Source organism: Sphingorhabdus wooponensis (genome assembly GCF_003933235.1).
GTDB classification, from domain to species: Bacteria; Pseudomonadota; Alphaproteobacteria; order Sphingomonadales; family Sphingomonadaceae; genus Sphingorhabdus_B; species Sphingorhabdus_B wooponensis.
In genome coordinates this window covers 1-17,290 of sequence record NZ_RWJI01000002.1, presented here as the reverse complement: position 1 = coordinate 17,290, position 17,290 = coordinate 1, and the positions used below count along the sequence as shown (strand labels likewise).

At 57.2% G+C, this 17,290-nt stretch carries 15 protein-coding genes and 1 pseudogene; 1 reads left to right on the top strand and 15 read right to left on the bottom strand.

The window, feature by feature from the left end:
- Positions 1 to 85: 85 nt before the first annotated feature.
- From D7D48_RS08275 to D7D48_RS08240, 8 genes are read right to left on the bottom strand one after another with little or no spacing between them, the layout of a single operon-like run.
- On the bottom strand, positions 86 to 577 hold the full coding sequence (locus D7D48_RS08275; RefSeq protein ID WP_185739824.1) for a sarcosine oxidase subunit gamma family protein: 492 nt from the start codon (positions 575 to 577) through the stop codon (positions 86 to 88).
- Positions 570 to 3,305: a 2Fe-2S iron-sulfur cluster-binding protein gene (locus tag D7D48_RS08270; protein ID WP_125230963.1), complete on the bottom strand. Its 2,736-nt coding sequence runs from the start codon at positions 3,303 to 3,305 to the stop codon at positions 570 to 572. The genes D7D48_RS08275 and D7D48_RS08270 overlap by 8 nt, the downstream gene beginning before the upstream one ends.
- Positions 3,302 to 3,565, bottom strand: coding sequence for a sarcosine oxidase subunit delta (locus D7D48_RS08265; protein ID WP_125230962.1), 264 nt, complete (start codon positions 3,563 to 3,565; stop codon positions 3,302 to 3,304). The genes D7D48_RS08270 and D7D48_RS08265 overlap by 4 nt, the downstream gene beginning before the upstream one ends.
- Entirely contained in the window at positions 3,565 to 4,821 is a 1,257-nt protein-coding gene (locus D7D48_RS08260; protein ID WP_125230961.1) for a sarcosine oxidase subunit beta family protein, read from the bottom strand. The genes D7D48_RS08265 and D7D48_RS08260 overlap by 1 nt, the downstream gene beginning before the upstream one ends.
- Positions 4,818 to 5,954, bottom strand: a complete 1,137-nt coding sequence (locus D7D48_RS08255) for an NAD(P)/FAD-dependent oxidoreductase (protein ID WP_125230960.1) — start codon at positions 5,952 to 5,954, stop codon at positions 4,818 to 4,820. Before D7D48_RS08255 ends, D7D48_RS08260 begins: the two co-directional genes overlap by 4 nt.
- The gene (locus D7D48_RS08250) at positions 5,951 to 7,414 is read right to left on the bottom strand and encodes an NAD(P)/FAD-dependent oxidoreductase (protein ID WP_125230959.1); all 1,464 of its coding nucleotides are present in this window, start codon (positions 7,412 to 7,414) and stop codon (positions 5,951 to 5,953) included. Before D7D48_RS08250 ends, D7D48_RS08255 begins: the two co-directional genes overlap by 4 nt.
- Positions 7,414 to 8,673 (bottom strand): aminotransferase class I/II-fold pyridoxal phosphate-dependent enzyme, encoded by a 1,260-nt coding sequence (locus D7D48_RS08245; protein ID WP_125230958.1) that lies wholly within the window; start codon positions 8,671 to 8,673, stop codon positions 7,414 to 7,416. The genes D7D48_RS08250 and D7D48_RS08245 overlap by 1 nt, the downstream gene beginning before the upstream one ends.
- Positions 8,663 to 9,871, bottom strand: a complete 1,209-nt coding sequence (locus D7D48_RS08240) for an aromatic ring-hydroxylating oxygenase subunit alpha (protein WP_185739823.1) — start codon at positions 9,869 to 9,871, stop codon at positions 8,663 to 8,665. The genes D7D48_RS08245 and D7D48_RS08240 overlap by 11 nt, the downstream gene beginning before the upstream one ends.
- Before the next feature lie 176 nt (positions 9,872 to 10,047).
- Between D7D48_RS08240 and D7D48_RS08235 the strand changes: the two genes are divergently transcribed.
- Entirely contained in the window at positions 10,048 to 10,962 is a 915-nt protein-coding gene (locus D7D48_RS08235; RefSeq protein WP_245964408.1) for a LysR substrate-binding domain-containing protein, read from the top strand.
- Here the strand turns inward: D7D48_RS08235 and fdhD are convergent.
- The 7 genes and pseudogenes from fdhD to D7D48_RS08200 all read right to left on the bottom strand — a co-directional run.
- A complete protein-coding gene (fdhD, locus tag D7D48_RS08230) occupies positions 10,910 to 11,710 on the bottom strand; it encodes a formate dehydrogenase accessory sulfurtransferase FdhD (protein ID WP_125230956.1) in 801 nt (266 codons plus the stop codon). The genes D7D48_RS08235 and fdhD overlap by 53 nt on opposite strands.
- A complete protein-coding gene (locus D7D48_RS08225; protein ID WP_125230955.1) occupies positions 11,700 to 11,912 on the bottom strand; it encodes a formate dehydrogenase subunit delta in 213 nt (70 codons plus the stop codon). Before D7D48_RS08225 ends, fdhD begins: the two co-directional genes overlap by 11 nt.
- Positions 11,909 to 14,767, bottom strand: coding sequence for a formate dehydrogenase subunit alpha (gene fdhF, locus D7D48_RS08220; RefSeq protein WP_125230954.1), 2,859 nt, complete (start codon positions 14,765 to 14,767; stop codon positions 11,909 to 11,911). The genes D7D48_RS08225 and fdhF overlap by 4 nt, the downstream gene beginning before the upstream one ends.
- A 4-nt stretch (positions 14,768 to 14,771) precedes the next feature.
- Positions 14,772 to 15,317 carry a molybdenum cofactor guanylyltransferase gene (gene mobA / locus D7D48_RS08215; RefSeq protein ID WP_185739822.1) on the bottom strand — a complete coding sequence of 182 codons (546 nt, stop codon included), beginning with the start codon at positions 15,315 to 15,317 and terminating at the stop codon, positions 14,772 to 14,774.
- Positions 15,314 to 16,756 (bottom strand): NADH-ubiquinone oxidoreductase-F iron-sulfur binding region domain-containing protein, encoded by a 1,443-nt coding sequence (locus tag D7D48_RS08210; protein WP_125230952.1) that lies wholly within the window; start codon positions 16,754 to 16,756, stop codon positions 15,314 to 15,316. The genes mobA and D7D48_RS08210 overlap by 4 nt, the downstream gene beginning before the upstream one ends.
- Positions 16,753 to 17,163, bottom strand: coding sequence for an NAD(P)H-dependent oxidoreductase subunit E (locus tag D7D48_RS08205; RefSeq protein WP_125230951.1), 411 nt, complete (start codon positions 17,161 to 17,163; stop codon positions 16,753 to 16,755). The genes D7D48_RS08210 and D7D48_RS08205 overlap by 4 nt, the downstream gene beginning before the upstream one ends.
- Positions 17,164 to 17,290: pseudogene (locus tag D7D48_RS08200) on the bottom strand (S-(hydroxymethyl)glutathione dehydrogenase); the annotation flags it as partial.

Sequence of the window (17,290 nt, the reverse complement as noted above, 5' to 3'; positions counted from 1 at the left end):
CCTTTGTTGTGGTGGGCTTGGAAATACTGTCTTTATGGCGCGGCGCAACACATATTAAAGCTTCGGAATTCAAGGGGTCCTGCCCCTAAGCCGCCAAACTCTCCGCAGCTTCTTTCCAAAAGTGCAGCAGACCCTGACTGAAGCTCAAGGGCACATAGGCCTCGCATGCATCGTCATTGATAACATGCAGACGCACATTAACATGGTCAATGATGCTCGCCGCACTGCAGCCTGCGCTGAATGCGGGGTCTTCTGCGTCGAAGACGCCGCCTTCCATCAGCAAGGTCCGCCAACTGGGGCCTGAAAGGCGTATGCGGACGATCCCGCCGCTTATGGCGGTCACCGCGCCGTCATCGGCCAATATGGCGGACAGTGCCGACACATCGCCTTCAACCAGCCACACCGTGGGTTCAAAGCGGATCAAACGAAGTGCATCGCTGCCACCTGACCGTCCGGTCGCTGGCAGTGCAAAGCCCATCGCTGCTTTAAATCGTTTCGCGACAGAAGCTGCGTTGCCCCAAATCTCAAAGACGTGCAGCGGGGCGGCGGGTAGGGTCGTGATCGTCACTTCAGTCACGGTAACGCTCTCCCGCTGTATCATAAAAATGCGGCGCGACAACGCGGACACGTGCTTTTTGCCCGCGTGTTGGGGACGAGGCGATGAGGACTTCCCCATGACGGCTAAACCCATCGACCAGTTGGCCCAGCGCAACCGACCCGCCCTCGATGATGCGGAAAGCCGCGGCACTGACATGGCCCTGCGGCGATGCCCCTTCGCTGGGGATGAGCATCGACCCTTCTGGAATATCCCCCGCAATCGCCTCCAACCCAACCAACTGGCGCCGCCCGGTTTCGGACAAAGCGGGACGGGCAAGGCCTGATGCGCCAATATATCCACCCGCCTTGTTGAGCATCTTGTCGAGCGCCAGATCATACGGCGTCATGCGCCCATCGACTTCACCGCCGACGACCAAATGGCCCTTTTCAATGCGCAGAAACTCCATCGCCTCCAGCCCGTATAACGCGCCGCCGACTGTCATCACTTGCGTCTCGCACGCGGTCCAGACCGTGGCTGCGTCGCTGGCGGTGACATAGATTTCGAACGCGCGTTCGCCGCTATAGCTGGCGGCCAAGATGATGACCGGAACGCCCGCGATGACCGCCGGAACGGTCGACATGTGGCGTGGTGGCTCTTCACCAATTAACGTGGCGAGCACCGCTTTCGCCGTTGGTCCGGCGATTGCAATGCCGGCATAATGTTCCTGCACATTGACGGCGGACACGCGCAAATGCGGGCACAGATATTGCCTGACATAAGAGATATGCGTCGCCATGCGGTCTGCGCCGCCAGTTGAGCTGGTGAGGAGATAGCGATTCTCGTCCAAGCGCCACACAGTGCCGTCATCAAAGACAAAGCCGTCTTCGCGCAGCATGAAGGTGTAGCGGCCCCGCCCAACGGCGAGTTTGCCAACCGTGGTAGCGCAAATGATTTCCAAGAAAGCCGCCGCATCGGGGCCGCTGACTTCAAATTTGGCCAAGGTGGACACGTCGGTCATCCCGACATTGTTGCGCACGGCCTTTGCCTCACGCAGGGCCGCTTGCGCCAAAGTTTCGTCGCCATTGGGATAAGCGCGGGGGCGGAACCAATAGCCCAAGGGTTGCCAGATCGGATTCTTCGCCGCGTGCAGATCATATAATGCAAGGCGGCGAACATGCGCGCCCGCATCTTTCGCGCCCGCACCCGCAATCAAGCCCATCGTGACGGGCGTGTAGGGCGGACGAAATGTGGTCAAACCGGCTTCGGGAATAGCGACGCCCTGCTTTTCGGCCAAACGCCCCAAAGCAGCCATATTGCTGAGCTTGCCCTGATCGGTGGCCATGCCCAAAGTGGTGTAGCGTTTGAGATGCTCGACCGAACGATAGCCTTCGGCCCAAGCCAGATCGACATCCGCCAGCGTCACGTCATTTTGGAAATCGATGAAGCTTTTCTTCGGTTTTGAAACGGGCACCATTTTGAATATCGGCTGTGGCTCCGCGGCTCCGCCGATGGTCGTCACATTTTGACGCGAACTGGCGGGGATGAAGGCTTGCGCATCTTCATTCCAGTCAAGCGTCCCGCCCGCTTGCATATGCAGGTGCACAACGGGCGTAAACCCGCCGGATACGGCCAGCAGATCGGCATCCCAATCCATCTCCTTGCCATCGACCAGCGCGCTCACGCTTTTTAGACAATGCCGCGCGCCTTTGGTCGAAAGCGGAACGGCATCATTATAGACGCGATGCCCGCTATTTGCTCCCGCTGGTGCTGGACGTGCGTCGAGGATCGCAACAATTTGCGCGCCTGCGTCTTTGAGCGCCTGCGCGGTTTTATAGGCATCGTCATTGTTGGTAGCGATGACGAGGCGCTTGCCGGGAACGACGCCGAAACGCCGGACATAGCTGCGCAAGGCTTGCGACAGCATGATACCGGGCCGGTCATTATGGGCAAAGGCCATGGGCCGCTCAATGCTTCCATTGGCCAAAATCACTTGGCCGGCGCGGACATGCCAGAGACGTTGCGCCACGCCATTAACGGGGATTTGTCCCGGCTCCGATAGGCGCTGGGTCAGGGTGACGAGGTCATGTTCCCAATAGCCCGATGCCGTTGTCCGGGTCAGAATACGCCCACCTGCGGCGCGAATGCGTGCGGCTGTCGCCGATATCCATACGGCGTTCAATTCTTGCGGGTCGCGGATGAGCGAGGCGCCAAGGATGTTATCCTGTTCGACCAAGATAACGCGCTTGCCAGCCTCGGCAGCGTCGACCGCCGCCTGCAAGCCTGCGGGTCCTGCGCCGACAACCAAAACGTCACAAAAGGCGGCACGATGGCTGAACCGATCCGGATCCCCCTGTGTCGGTGCATTGCCAAGGCCGGCTGCTTTGCGGATGAAATATTCATAGAGCATCCACCGTTTGGCGGAGCCGAAAAAGGTTTTGTAGTAAAAGCCCGCGGGCAGCATCGGCGAGGCGAGGCTGAACAATGCGCCCAAATCAAAATTTAGATTGGGCCAACGGTTTTGGCTGCGCGCGACCAAACCTTCATAGACGAACACATCGGTGGCGCGTGTATTGGGCTCGGCCCTGCCGCCTTCGCCGACGGTGACGAGCGCGTTCGGCTCCTCAACGCCTGCAGTCATGATGCCGCGCGGGCGGTGATATTTGAAACTGCGGCCAACAAGGCCAATGCCATTGCGCAACAAGGCCGCCGCCAGCGTGTCACCTTCCTGTGCGGTATAGGCTTTTCCATCAAAGCTGAAGTTGATCATGGCAAAGCCTCCGGCCCGATAGCGCGGCACCCCGAAATCTCATTGGTCACGCGATGGCGGGTCAGGATCATCCATGCCCGGCAGCCATAAGTGTGCCGCCAAATTTCATCATCGACGCCGCGCGGATTACTGCGGGTGAAAAGCTTGGCCATCGCCTCTTGTGATGGTGCATCCAGTGGCACGACGGAATCGACTGTGCGCTCATAGATAAATTCGGACTGCGCCCGTGGGCCGCAATGGGGGCAGGTAAATTGCATCATTAGCGGCTATTCGGCATTGGGCCGCTCCCGGTTTCATCAATGGTTGCGCCGCGTTCAAAGCGGTCGAGCGAGAAGGGCGCATTCAGGTCATGCGGCTTTCCGGTCGCAAGCGTATGGGCATAAGTCCAACCGGATGCGGGCGTCGCCTTAAAGCCGCCATAGCACCATCCGCCATTGAGGAAGAGGTTGCGGACCGGCGTTTCGCCGATGATGGGCGCACCATCAAAGCTCATATCGGTCACACCGCTCCATGTCCGGACCATACGCAGGCGCGACAGAGCAGGGACAAGCGCGAGGCCTTGTGCCACAGCGCCTTCCATCACCATCGGGTGACCACGTTGGGCATAGCTTGGCCAATTATCCGGATCGCCGCCAAAGACGACGCCGCCCTTGTCCGACTGGCTGATATAGCAGTGCAAGGATTGCGACATGATCACGCTGTTGATCATTGGCTTGACGCCTTCGGTCACCATGGCTTGCAGGGTTTGGGATTCAACTGGCAATTTGAGGCCCGCCAAGCCCGCGACATGGCCGCTATGGCCGGCAACGCAAATGCCGACGCGCCCTGCGCCAATGCGTCCGCGAGTTGTTTCCACGCCGACCACGGCATCACCATCGCGCACAAAGCCAGTGACTTCGCATTTTTGAATGATATCGACGCCCAGGCTATCCGCGCCGCGGGCATAGCCCCAAGCGACGGCATCATGCCGCGCGGTGCCGCCCCGGCGCTGTATCAGGCCGCCCTGTATCGGGAAACGCGCATCGCGCGACATATCGAGCAGCGGCTCAAGCTTTGCCACCTGATCCCGGGTCAACAGATCGGCATCAATCCCGTCGCAGCGCATGGCATCACCGCGTTCGGCCAGCTTGACCATATCGGCGTCGCTATGACCAAGGAACATTGCGCCACGCGGGCTGAACATGACGTTGTAATTCAACTCATCGCTCAGGCCGTGCCACAGCTTCAGGCCAAATTCGAAGAGATTATGCAAAGGCTCTAGCCGGTAATTGGACCGCACAATCGTCGTGTTGCGTCCCGTATTTCCGCCACCAATCCAGCCTTTTTCCAGAACGGCAATATTCTTTAGGCCATGCACCTTGGCCAAATAATATGCCGTCGCCAGACCATGACCGCCACCGCCGATGATGATGATATCATAATGCGATTTGGGCTCTGGGTCGCGCCATGCTGGCTGCCAGTGGCGGTGCCCAGTTAGGGCGCCGCGCAACAGGCTGAAGGCTGAATATCGGCTCATGCGATGGGCATCCACCCGCGCTTTTCACGCCAATCCTTTTCAAGCCCGTCAAAGCGCGACAGCTTGAGAAGGTCGATATTGGTAAAGGAGCATGCGCCATCAATTACCAGATCACGGATTGCGTGGCCCGATGCCGGCGACAGGCCAAAGCCGACGCTGGACATGGAGGCGACAACGACATTGTCGGGGCTCGTGAGGCGGTCAATGATGGGGCGGCCATCGGGTGAGTTTTCAATCACGCCCGCCCAGCTGCGGATGACGTTGAGATGCGCGGCCTTGGGCAGCAATTCGGCCAAACGCTTGGCTAGATTGCGGGCCAGCGGCGTCGATGGACGGGCGGCAGGGCCTGTCGCATCCACATCCAGCCATTCATGCGGCCCGCCGCCATAAGCGAGGTTGCCGCGCAACGTCTGGCGCCCATAAATCTTATGCCCGTCAACGCCGCCCAGCGGCATCATGGGGGCCGGTTCGGTAATGATCATTTCCGCGCGTGCGGCTGCTAGAGGGACATCAACGCCCAATTGCGCCATCAGTTGCGGGATTTGCGGTCCAGCCGCGACGACAACGGCATCGCAGCCATAAGTTGCATTGGCGGTCTTCACCGCCGTCACTTTGCCGCCAGCGGTTTCAAAGCCCGTGACGGGGCTGTGCTGAATGATTTTGCCGCCCAGATCTTGCAGTGCCCAAGCATAAGCCTGCACTGTGCGTTGCGGGTTGGCATGGCCGCCAAATTTGTAATGCACGCCGCCAAAGCAATTGTCGCCCGCCAGCGGAACGGCGTCTTGCACTTGCTTGACGTCAAGCACCTCAACTGGGTGGTTAAGACGGGTGTGGCGTTCGGCAATGAAACGATACTGGTCCCACTGACGTTCGGTCATCGCAATGAGGATGCGGCCCTTTTGATGTTCTGTCGGATAGCCGAGCAGTTCATCCATTTGCGGCCACAGCCTTTGTTCTTCATCGAACAAGGGGCTAGAATAATGCGACGCGCCGCCGCCATTGCGTCCGGAGGCTTCCCAGCCGACAATGAACTTGTCGAGCACAGTGACCTTCACACCCGAACGCGCCAGCCACCAGCCTGCGCTAAGACCAGTGACGCCACCGCCGACGATGACTACTTCAGAGCCGCTCATTTATACATCCCCGTGTAGAGCATCTCGCGATGCGCATCCTGATATTCTGTGCCGATATCTTCAACTGGCACCCATTGGGTCGGAATGCCGAACCAGACATCCCACGCCGCATCCATCGCCGCTGGCTCATCCCATTCCGCCAAAATCTTAAGCGGCAGGGGGCGCACAGGCGCGCGGTGTGACGCGAGCGGAATGGTCCCGAAGGGCTTGTCCGATTCAATCGCCAACATCATCGCTACCTGATCGCGGCAGCGACGACCCTGACATACACCCATGCCAGAGCGCGTCAGGCGCTTGATCTGATCCGGGTTGGCTGGGCCATCGTCGAGCAGCGTATCAAGCGAGCGCGCTTGAATCGCTGCAGGACGCGGCAAATAATTGGGCGGCTGAATACCGATTAGGTCCGCCAATGTTACTTCTTCGCATTGGCAGATGATCGTATCGGGCGCATTGACACGCAGCGCCGCGCGCACCCAATCCATCCGATAGGCAACATGGTCAAAACCTGTGTCGGGCAGGCCAGCGCACAGGCCCACCGCCGCAACATTTGCTTCACCCGCAGGAATATAGCCGCCGCGCGCCGCGTTCAGCGCCCTTGGGCCATGCATCGCATCGACCAACTCAATTGAGGGGATAAGGCCAATGGCGACGCATACTGTGTCACAGGCAATATTGGTTCCATCGGTCAAGGTGATGGACTCAATCCCATCAAGCCCGCCTTTGCTTGCCGCGATGCTTTGCCCATAATATGTGGCAATACCCGCTGCCGTAACTTTTGCGAGGAGTGCGGCATCGCCTTGTGGATCATCGCGTACTTCCACCAAAGCGGCAACATCCAGCCCATGTTCCTTCGCCAGAAGCGCGGTTTCGAGCGCAAGGTCATGCGACCCCAAAACGACAATCCGCCGTCCGGAAAAGGCGCCATAGCGGGACAGCAGCATTTGCAAAGCGGCGGCCCCCATCACACCCGGCTGGTTCCAACCCGGAAAGGCAATGGCAAGGTCGCGCGCGCCCGTGGCGAGCACAATCCGGTCAAAGCCGACGATCCAAGACCGTTCTGCATCGGCAAGGCCAACGACTTGTTCTGGCAAGCTCTGCACGCCCGGTCCGTTGCGATACACGCCCCAAGCGGTAGTGCCGAGCAGCAACTCAACGCCAGCTTCCATCGCCTTTTCAAGATCTGGCATGCTCATGAAGATGGCTTCGAGCATCCGGTCGCTATTTTGCGTCGCGGCCGTCATGCGACCCCCGAAATAGAGCGGCGTATCATTGCCCATCAGAGCGCCAGATACGGGATTTTCATCGACCAAAAGCACAGACGCGCCGTTGGCTGCGCCTTCTATGGCAGCGGCAATACCGCTTGGCCCGGCACCAATGACGACAAGGTCATATTTGGCTTCGGGTGCGCTTCGTGTGCCATTGATGGCGCACACATCGGTTCCGGTAAAATTCAGATCCATCAAACTGTTTCCAATGCCTGTTTCAAATCGCCGATCAAATCGTCGACATGTTCCAACCCGACCGATAGGCGCATCGTGCCATCGGTTATTCCGCCTTCCAATCGCTGCTCGCGTGCGACTGCATAATGCGTTGTGCTCGCCGAATGGCAGATCAATGTTTCCGATCCGCCAAGGCTGACTGCAACCTTCATCAGCTTGAGCTGATCCAACATCCGGAATGCTTCCGCTTCACCGCCATGTAGATGGAAAGAAAAGGTCGATCCGGCGGCTTTGCACTGCCGATCATACACAGCGCGTTGCCGTGATCCTTCGGGCAGAAAGCCCAAATAGGTAACGCCAGCGACCTTGGGATGGTCGCGCAAATATTCCGCAACGAGGCGGGCATTGCTCATGGCCCGCTCGGTGCGCACCGAGACCGATTCCAATGACCGGAGCACAAGCCACGCCGTGAAGGGGTCCAAATGATTACCCCATGTTGTCCGCTGGAGCTTGAGTTGCGCAATCAGTTCCTTGCGGCCTGAAATCCCACCCGCCAGCAAGTCGCTATGACCGCCGCAATATTTGGTGAGGGATGTCATGCACAGATCGACATTATGTGCGATCGGACGCTGCGCGAAAGGTCCAAGCAATGTATTGTCGACAACAACAAGCGGACGAAGCCCCTGTTTTGCGCCAATTTCATCGGCGATACGCACCATGAGGTCGAGATCAACAATCGCAGCCGTCGGGTTGGCGGGCGTTTCTGCGATAATCAGCTTTAGCGGGCCCTTTGCCATTGCGGCCTCTGCCGCCGCGCGAACATGATCTTCATCGGTGCCATCCAGATAGCTGGTCACATGCGATCCGAATTGCGGCATCATGACATTGTAAAGATAGTCCACCCCGCCATAAATGGGCCGCCCATGCAGGACGCTGTCGCCTGCCCGAATATACGCCAATGCAATGCTGGAATGCGCAGCCATGCCACTGCAATAGGCCACAGCATCTTCTGCGCCATCAATCGCGGCAAGGCGGGCTTCTAGAAAATCCAGACCGGGATGGCCAAGGCGCGAATAGATATGGTTGGTTTCCCCAACCAATGGTCCGGTGCCGTCGAAATACGCCTCATGCACGTCTTTGGCATGTTGCGCCGATGGATAGACAAAGGTGGAGGTCATGAAGATTGGGGGCTTTGCTGCCCCCATCCCCAATTGCGGATCATATCCGAAGGCTACCGCCAATGTTTCTGGGTGAAAGTCCCCCGACTTCTTATTTTCCATGGGTATCAATATAGACACGCGAAACGTCACAATACCAGTCGGTAAATCTGCGGGCGAGCATCTCCGCATCGGCCGAATAGGGGCCGGGCGTGTAACCCGGGCTGTTGACGCCCTTATGGTTGTTTTCCGCCAGTTCCTTGTCTTGCGAATTGGTCACCGCCCAAAGGGAGATGAGGGCATCAATATCATAATCGACGCCTTCCACCGCATCCTTATGGACATACCATTTGCTGAACACATGCGTTTCCGTTGCGCTGACTGGCATGCAGCTGAACATGAACACATAGTCCGACGTTGCATGAGCAAAAAGATGCGGATCAATGGCCCAGCGCAGCGACCCGATATCGCCGCCATTGGCGGTAATCAGAGGCTTTTTGATGAGCGGCTTGCCATCTTCCGACATGGATGTGCAGCCTTCATTGAGCGCGAAGCGGGCAACCTGCCACCAATGTCCTTCCACTGGCTCATGCGGAAAACCATTGGCGTCCATGGCGGCGCAAAAAGCTTCTGCGCGCGCATCTTCATGCGCATCGAAATGCTTGGACATGCCCACAGGGAATGTCTTTGCTAATTCCGGATGGCCCGTCGCGCAATGATAGCATTCGCGGGCATTTTCCATGACGAGCTTCCAATTCGCATGTTCGACCAGCTTGTCGACATGGGCGAGCTTTAGATTTTCGAAATTGGCAGGGGCCGCATAAGCCGAAAACTTCTCCCGGAAATCATCGATAGGCGGTGGATTGTCCGCAAGGCAGATGAAGATTGCGCCACCGAAACAGGCTATCGCAATGGGTTTCAGGCCATGGGCGCTTTTGTCGAAATCGTCTTCCATGCGGCCTGCCGCAAAGAGTGACCCGTCCAGATCATAGGTCCAGCGATGATAAGGGCAGACCAGCTTTGGCGCGGTGCCATGTCCGGGTTGGCAAACCATGGAGCCACGATGACGGCAGCTATTGTGAAAAGCGCGGATCGTGCCTTCCTTATCGCGCGTGATGACCACAGGCCATTTGCCCACCATCATGGAGATGTAGCTGCCTGCTTTTGGCAATTCACATTCCATGCCGGCCATCAGCCAGCTTTGGCCATAAATTGCCGCCATATCGAAATCGAAGCTTTCCGTTTCGGTGTACAATGCTTGGGGCAAGGTATGCCCTTCACGGCGTTGTTCAAAAAGCGCGCTTATCCGCTGCAAATCCATGTCTCGGCCTTTATACAAATCTCTCTAAAGCTGGAATGGGCCAGATATGGTAACGAATAAAATCGCATTTTCGCATAGCCCTATGTCAAAATGTCGGGCAATAAAGCAGACGTAAAAATGTCCGCATTCGAAAGGCCGATATCATATCCAATCGTAGCACCATTAACCGTCGTTGGTTGCCGTTAAATGCCTTGCGTGCGTTTGAAGCGGTAGGACAGAATCTAAGCTTCACTGGCGGTGCGTCCGCGCTTTCGGTGTCGCAAAGTGCAATGAGCCGTCATGTTGGCGGGCTTGAGGAATTACTGGGCAAGCAATTGTTCGTGCGCGATGCGTCGCGGCTTTCGCTAACGGCGGCTGGCGAAGAATTGTTGCCGGTGGTGAGCAAATGCCTCGACCGGCTTGAGCAAACAATGAATGCCATTCGCGATGACGAAGTGACTGGCCGTTCATTGCGGCTGCATGTGCCGCCGTCGCTGCTGCAACAATTGTTCCTGCCAATGCTGCGCGATTTTCACATTGAACATCCCGATTTGCGCCTGGATGTTTCGAGCGCGCATGTGACCGGTTTGCCATCAACCGATTTCGACATGGCGATTGTGTATGACCGGCCCAATGTCGATGACCGGATTACGGACCTTCTCTGGATGGTGCGGGTCGCGCCATTATGCTCGCCGGCAACCGCGGCTCGCGCGCAAGGCAAGTCATTAGAGGCGTTTTTGAAAAGTGAGGAACTTTTGCACCTCAAACTGGATGGCGAACCGCGCGACCTTTTGTGGACGGCCTATCTCCGGCAAAGCCAGATGACTGTTGCGACGCATGGTGGTCTTGCCTTTGATACCACGATTGCCGTTGCGCAATATGCCATGGCCGCCAATGGTGTCTTTTTGGGCGATATTGATATGTTCGCGCAGGAAATTGCTGATGGGCGGCTGGTGATGCCTTATGATGCGGTTATTGAAGACGGCTATGGCTATTATTTGAAACTGCACGCCGATGATTTGGCTGACCCAGCTATTTCGATGCTCCGAAGCTGGCTTATCAGCCGTTTCGGGGCATTGCGGCAAGCGCCGAGTCCGCGCGTGCCAGGCTGACCAAGCGCAGGCCTGATTTTTGCGCGATGTTGATCGCCAAGTCAGTCGCGGCGGAAATCGTCACGAGCATTGGGCAGTTTGCGAGGATTGTTTTTTGCACGAGCTCAAGGCTGCACCGCGCGGTCAGGACGATAAAGCCGGCTGAGATATCTATATGCGCGTTGGCGAGTGCGCCTATCAACTTGTCGAGCGCATTGTGACGACCGACATCCTCGCGCGTCATCAGAATAGCACCGTCGGGCGCGCAAAAAGCGGCTGCATGTGCAGACCCTGTGATGGCATTCAATGTCTGGTGTGACCGCAATGCCGATAGCGCTGCAAAAATCGCCGCATCGGCGACCGCAATCTGCGCCGTTACAGGCGGCAAAGGGCGCATGACTTCTTCGAGATTGTCCATGCCACACAGGCCGCAGCTGCTTTCCGAGACACGCTGGCGGGCGCGGGCAACCACTTTTTCGGCATTTTCATGCGGCACCTGAATGCGCAATATCCAGCCCAATTCTGACTGATGCGTATCAAGCGCCAGAATATCGTCAGGGTGCGTAATCAGCCCCTCGGATAGGCTGAAACCGACGGCATAGTCCTGAAGATCAATCGGCGTCGCCATCATCACGGCATAACCAATGCCATTATATTCTATAGCAATGGGTGCTTCGGCTATGATGGGCCGGTCTATTATCTCGGTCGAACCCTCATTTGGGGTAAGTACCGCAAAACGGATAGGTTTGGCGCCTTGCTCAACCGCCATTTTGCGCGTCGGCCAGCAAGCGAATGGCGGCCGCCGCAACCGGCGACAGGCCATCCGTCCCATGGGCAAAAATCATCCGTTTCATCCGCGGGTCCCAGAATGTCTGGATATGGTCTGCAACCGCTGCAACGGGCGCAGCGTCGGTTGCCAGATTGGTCGCAATCTGGTTCGCCATGTGGATAAGGCGCTCTTCACTGGTCATTCGGCGGCAATCCCGGTTTCCACCCGGCGCGAGCGGGTCGACAAGGCTTCATATTCTTCCTGCCACTCGGTCGGGCCGTTGGAGGCGCTGATTTGAACCGCTGTGACCTTATATTCGGGGCAATTGGTTGCCCAGTCGCTAAAGTCGGTGGTGACAACATTGGCCTGCGTCACCGCATGGTGGAATGTGGTATAGACAACACCCGGCGCAACGCGGTCGGTGACATTGGCGCGCAATGTGGTTTCGCCCGCGCGGCTCGCCAGCTTCACCCAATCGCCCGATTTGACGCCGCGATCTTCTGCATCCACGGGGTGGATTTCGAGCAAATCTTCAGGATGCCACGCGACATTTTCGGTCCGCCGTGTTTGTGCACCGACATTATATTGCGACAATATCCGGCCGGTGGTCAGCAACAACGGGAAACGTGGGCCGGTTTTCTCATCCGTTGGGACATAATCGGTCACAACAAATTTGCCCTTGCCGCGCACAAAGCCATCAATATGCATGATAGGCGATCCGTCAGGCGCATCGGCGGTCACAGGCCATTGCAGCGAACCCACCTCATCCAACCGCGCAAAGGATACGCCGGCAAAAGTTGGCGTCAGCCGCGCGATTTCGTCCATGATTTCGGACGGGTGACTATAATTCCAGTTCAGCCCCATCGCTTGCGCGAGCTTTTGCGTGACTTCCCAATCTTCCAAGCCGTTCATCGGTGTCATCACCTTGCGTACCGGTTGAATGCGGCGTTCGGCATTGGTGAAGGTGCCGTTCTTTTCCAAAAAGGTCGATCCGGGCAGGAAGATATGGGCGTAATTTGCAGTTTCGTTGAGGAAAAGATCGTGGACGATCACACATTCCATCGCCGCCAGTCCTGCGGACACATGGGCGGTGTTTGGATCGGACTGAAGAATGTCCTCACCCTGGCAATAGAGCGCCTTAAACACGCCATCGACAGCTGCATCGAGCATATTGGGGATGCGTAGACCGGGTTCCGGATCCAGCGTAACGCCCCAGTCATTTTCAAACAAGGACCGTGTGTCGCTGTCGCTGATATGGCGATATCCGGCCAGTTCATGCGGGAAGCTGCCCATGTCGCACGCGCCTTGGACGTTGTTTTGACCGCGAAGCGGGTTTACGCCAACGCCCCTGCGCCCGATATTGCCCGTTGCCATCGCCAAATTCGCGATTGCCATGACGGTTGAGCTGCCCTGCGAATGTTCCGTAACACCCAAGCCATAATAGATCGCACCATTGCCGCCTGTGGCATAAAGCCGCGCTGCTGCGCGCAGCTCTTCGGCATCGACCAACGTAACCGGCTGCAGATTTTCGGGGCTGTTGCGGGCTTGCGAAACGAATTCGGCCCAATGGCTATACTCGTCCCAATCGCAACGTTCGCGGACGAAGGCTTCATTGGCCAAGCCTTCGGTCACGATGACATGCGCCATCGCGGTCAGCACTGCAACATTGGTGCCGGGGCGTAAGGGCAGATGATGCTGCGCCTCAATATGCGGCGAACGCACAATGTCAGTCCGGCGTGGATCGATAACGATAAGCTTCGCGCCGGGGCGGCCATCTTGCCCGCGCAAGCGGCGTTTCATCCGGCTGGCGAAAACGGGGTGGCCATCGGTGGGGTTCGCACCAATGATCAGGATGACATCGCTGTCTTCGACGCTGTCAAAATCCTGCGTTCCGGCGCTGGTGCCAAAGGTGGTTTTGAGGCCATATCCCGTCGGCGAATGGCATACGCGGGCGCAGGTATCGACGTTATTATTGCCAAATCCGGCACGTACAAGCTTTTGCACAAGGAAGGTTTCTTCATTGGTGCAGCGGCTTGAGGTGATGCCGCCAAGCGCATTGCGGCCATATTTTTCGCTAATCCGTTTCAGTTCGGACGCGGTATAGGCAAAGGCCTCGTCCCATTCGACTTCACGCCACGGGTCGCTGATCGATTTACGGATCATGGGCTTCAATATGCGTTCTTGATGCTGGGCATAGCCCCATGCAAAGCGGCCTTTGACGCAGCTATGGCCGCGATTGGCTTTCCCGTCTTTATACGGGACCATCCGTACCAATTGTTCGCCGCGCATTTCGGCGCGGAAAGTGCAGCCGACACCGCAATACGCGCAGGTCGTGACAACGCTGCGTTCGGGTGTACCGACCTCAACCACTTTTTTCTCGACCAAGGTTGCCGTGGGGCAGGCTTGCACACAGGCACCGCAGGAAACGCATTCCGAGCCGAGGAAGTTGTCGCTGGCAAGGCCAGCAGATATTTTGGAATCCCAACCTCTGCCTTCCATGGTGAGCGCAAGGGTACCTTGCACTTCGTCACAGGCGCGGATGCAGCGGGAGCAAGCAATGCATTTGCTCGGATCGAAATCAAAATAGGGGTTGGAGTGATCTTTTTCTTGCCCCAGATGCGTGGATTGCACGTCATAACGGACATCGCGCAGGCCCACGGCGCCTGCCTGATCCTGCAATTCGCAATCCCCATTGGCGGCGCATGTCAGGCAATCGAGCGGATGGTCGGAAATATACAATTCCATCACGCCTTTGCGCAATTTCGCTAGCTGTGGTGTCTGCGTGCGGACAACCATGCCTGGTTCAACCGGCGTTGTGCAGCTTGCAGGCGTGCCCCTGCGGCCATCGATTTCAACGAGACACAGGCGGCATGAGCCATAGCTTTTGACGCTATCCGTCGCACATAATTTGGGGATGGAGGTGCCTTGTTCCGCCGCCGCGCGCATGACGCTGGTGCCAGCAGGCACAGTGACTTCCCGGCCGTCAATGGTCAGCGATACTGCCTCGTTCGATCGACTTTCCGGCGTTCCGAAATCTTTTTGCGGCTGGTACGTCATGTATCTACCTTATACCAATATTTGACTGTTGCGCAGCATATTGCGCTAGTTCCAACGGCGTGTTCAAATTGTGAAAAGCATCTGAAGTTGTGATGGCCTGCGCGCCACTGATTGTAATCCAGCGTCGCATCGAGAGATCGTCTTGATTGTGCAGATGTTTTTCCAAGGCAGGTGCAAGCGCAACGGGCCACACGCCGAAAAGATAATGTCCGTCCATATAGACGGCATGTCCATCGGGCAGATTGCATGGCAGTTTCGGCACAGGCACGACGTCGCAACCTGCGGTCAATACTTCGTCAAAGCCGTTTTGTTGCGCATATAAAAAAGCGGCATTCAGGCCACCCAATGGTCCCATATCGGGAAAGGGGCTGTCTTCCACCCACTCCATTCCGGGCCATGCCCGCCCACAGACAATCAAGGCGTCAACCTGTTCGCGCAATCCATCGGCAACATGGTCGATGAGCGTGCGACCGTGTAACACTGCAGCGGCCTTGTCGCTGCCAAAGCGGGTTGCTTTGCCACCAGCAATGATAGCGCCCAGCCGTCTCACCGGAAATCCTCTGGAAAATGCTTGATTGCGCTCATCACCGGATATGGTGTGAAACCACCCAAAGCGCAGAGCGATCCGAACTTCATAGTTTCGGACAGATCAGCAATCAGCGCTAGGTTCGCCTCGACATTTTTGCCGGCGATTATCTGATCCATCGTTTCGACGCCGCGTGTGCTGCCTAAGCGGCACGGCGTACATTTTCCGCAGCTTTCAACGGCGCAAAATTCCAATGCAAAGCGCGCCATTTGCGCCATGTCGACGGTATCGTCGAAAACAGTGATACCCGCATGGCCAACCAGCGCGTCCGCAGCTGCAAAAGCCTCATAATCGAGCGGGAGATGAAATTGCGCAGGCGGTATGTACGCGCCCAAAGGTCCGCCAACTTGGACACAGCGCGCGGGGCGGCCACTCGCTGTGCCGCCGCCGATATCATTGACCAATTCGCCAAGCGTGATGCCAAAGGCCACTTCAAAAAGGCCGCCATGCTTTACGTTGCCGGCAATCTGGATGGGCATGGTGCCCTTGGACCGGCCTGCGCCGAATGCAGCATAAGCGTCCCCGCCATGCGTCAAAATCCATGGCACAGCGGCGAGCGTCAGCACGTTATTAACGATGGTGGGTTTGCCAAACAGGCCTTCCAATGCGGGCAATGGCGGTTTAGCCCGCACTTCGCCTCTTTTGCCCTCGAGACTGTTCAGAAGCGATGTTTCCTCGCCGCACACATAAGCGCCTGCGCCGACGCGGACTTCGACAACAAATGGCGCAATCAAATGGGCGGCTAGTTTAATCGCGGCTTCCATCTTGGCGATGGCGTGCGGATATTCGGAACGGATATAGACATAGCCCTTGTTTGCCCCGACCGCGAAGCCGGCAATCGCCATACCTTCGATCAGCATGAAGGGGTCGCCCTCCATCACCATACGGTCGGCAAAGGTGGCGCTATCGCCTTCGTCGGCATTGCAGACGATATATTTCTGTTCACCGTCGGCACGCGCGACCGTTTGCCATTTTATGCCTGCCGGAAAACCCGCGCCGCCACGTCCGCGAAGTCCCGATGCCATGACCGTATTGATGGTCGCTTGAGCGCCCATTTCACGGGCTTTTGCAAGGCCAAGCCAACCTTCCGATGCGTAATAATCGTCGAGCGAAAGCGGACGGGTTTTGCCCGCGCGCGAAAAGGTAAGGCGGGTTTGATTGGCGATAAAGGGATGGTCCGCGATACGACCTAGGGATGGCGCTGTGCCGTTCAATATGTCCGCAACCTGATCGGCCGATACCGGACCATAGCCAACGCCATCGATATCCACCAAAGGCTCAAGCCATTGCATGCCCCAGCTTGAAACGCGCTCAACGGCAACGCCCGCTGCAATAAATGCGGCCGCAACTTCGTCGGCCCCGCACGCGATAGCTACCGCATCATCGGATATCCGGACGGTCACATGGCCTCCAATAAGCTTTTGAATTTAGCATCGTCCAAACGTGCATAGACCTTGTCGCCTGCCATTGCCGACGGGCCAACCGCGCATAATCCAAGGCAATAAATGGCCTCCACTTTGACGCGGCTTTGGGTATCGGCGATGGGCATCAACGCCTCGACACCGCGTGCTTTACAGGCTTCGGCGCGGCACAATTTCAAAACGGGGCGGGCCTCCGCTTCTTTACGGAAATCATGATAGAAGCTGACGACACCATATACTTCAGCGCGTGTCAGGTTCAGCGTTTGGGCAATTTCACGCATGGCATCCTCGCTGACATGGCCAAATGCCTTTTGCACGTCGTGCAAGATAGGCAGGAGCGGACCTTCTTTATCCTTATGCTCAGCCAAAATGTCAGCGATGGACGTCATTCAGAATACCACCACGCTGCGGATGCTTTTGCCCGCATGCATTAATTCGAACGCTTTGTTGATCTCTTCGAGGCCCATGACATGGGTGATCATAGGATCAATCTCAATCTTGCCGGTCATATACATG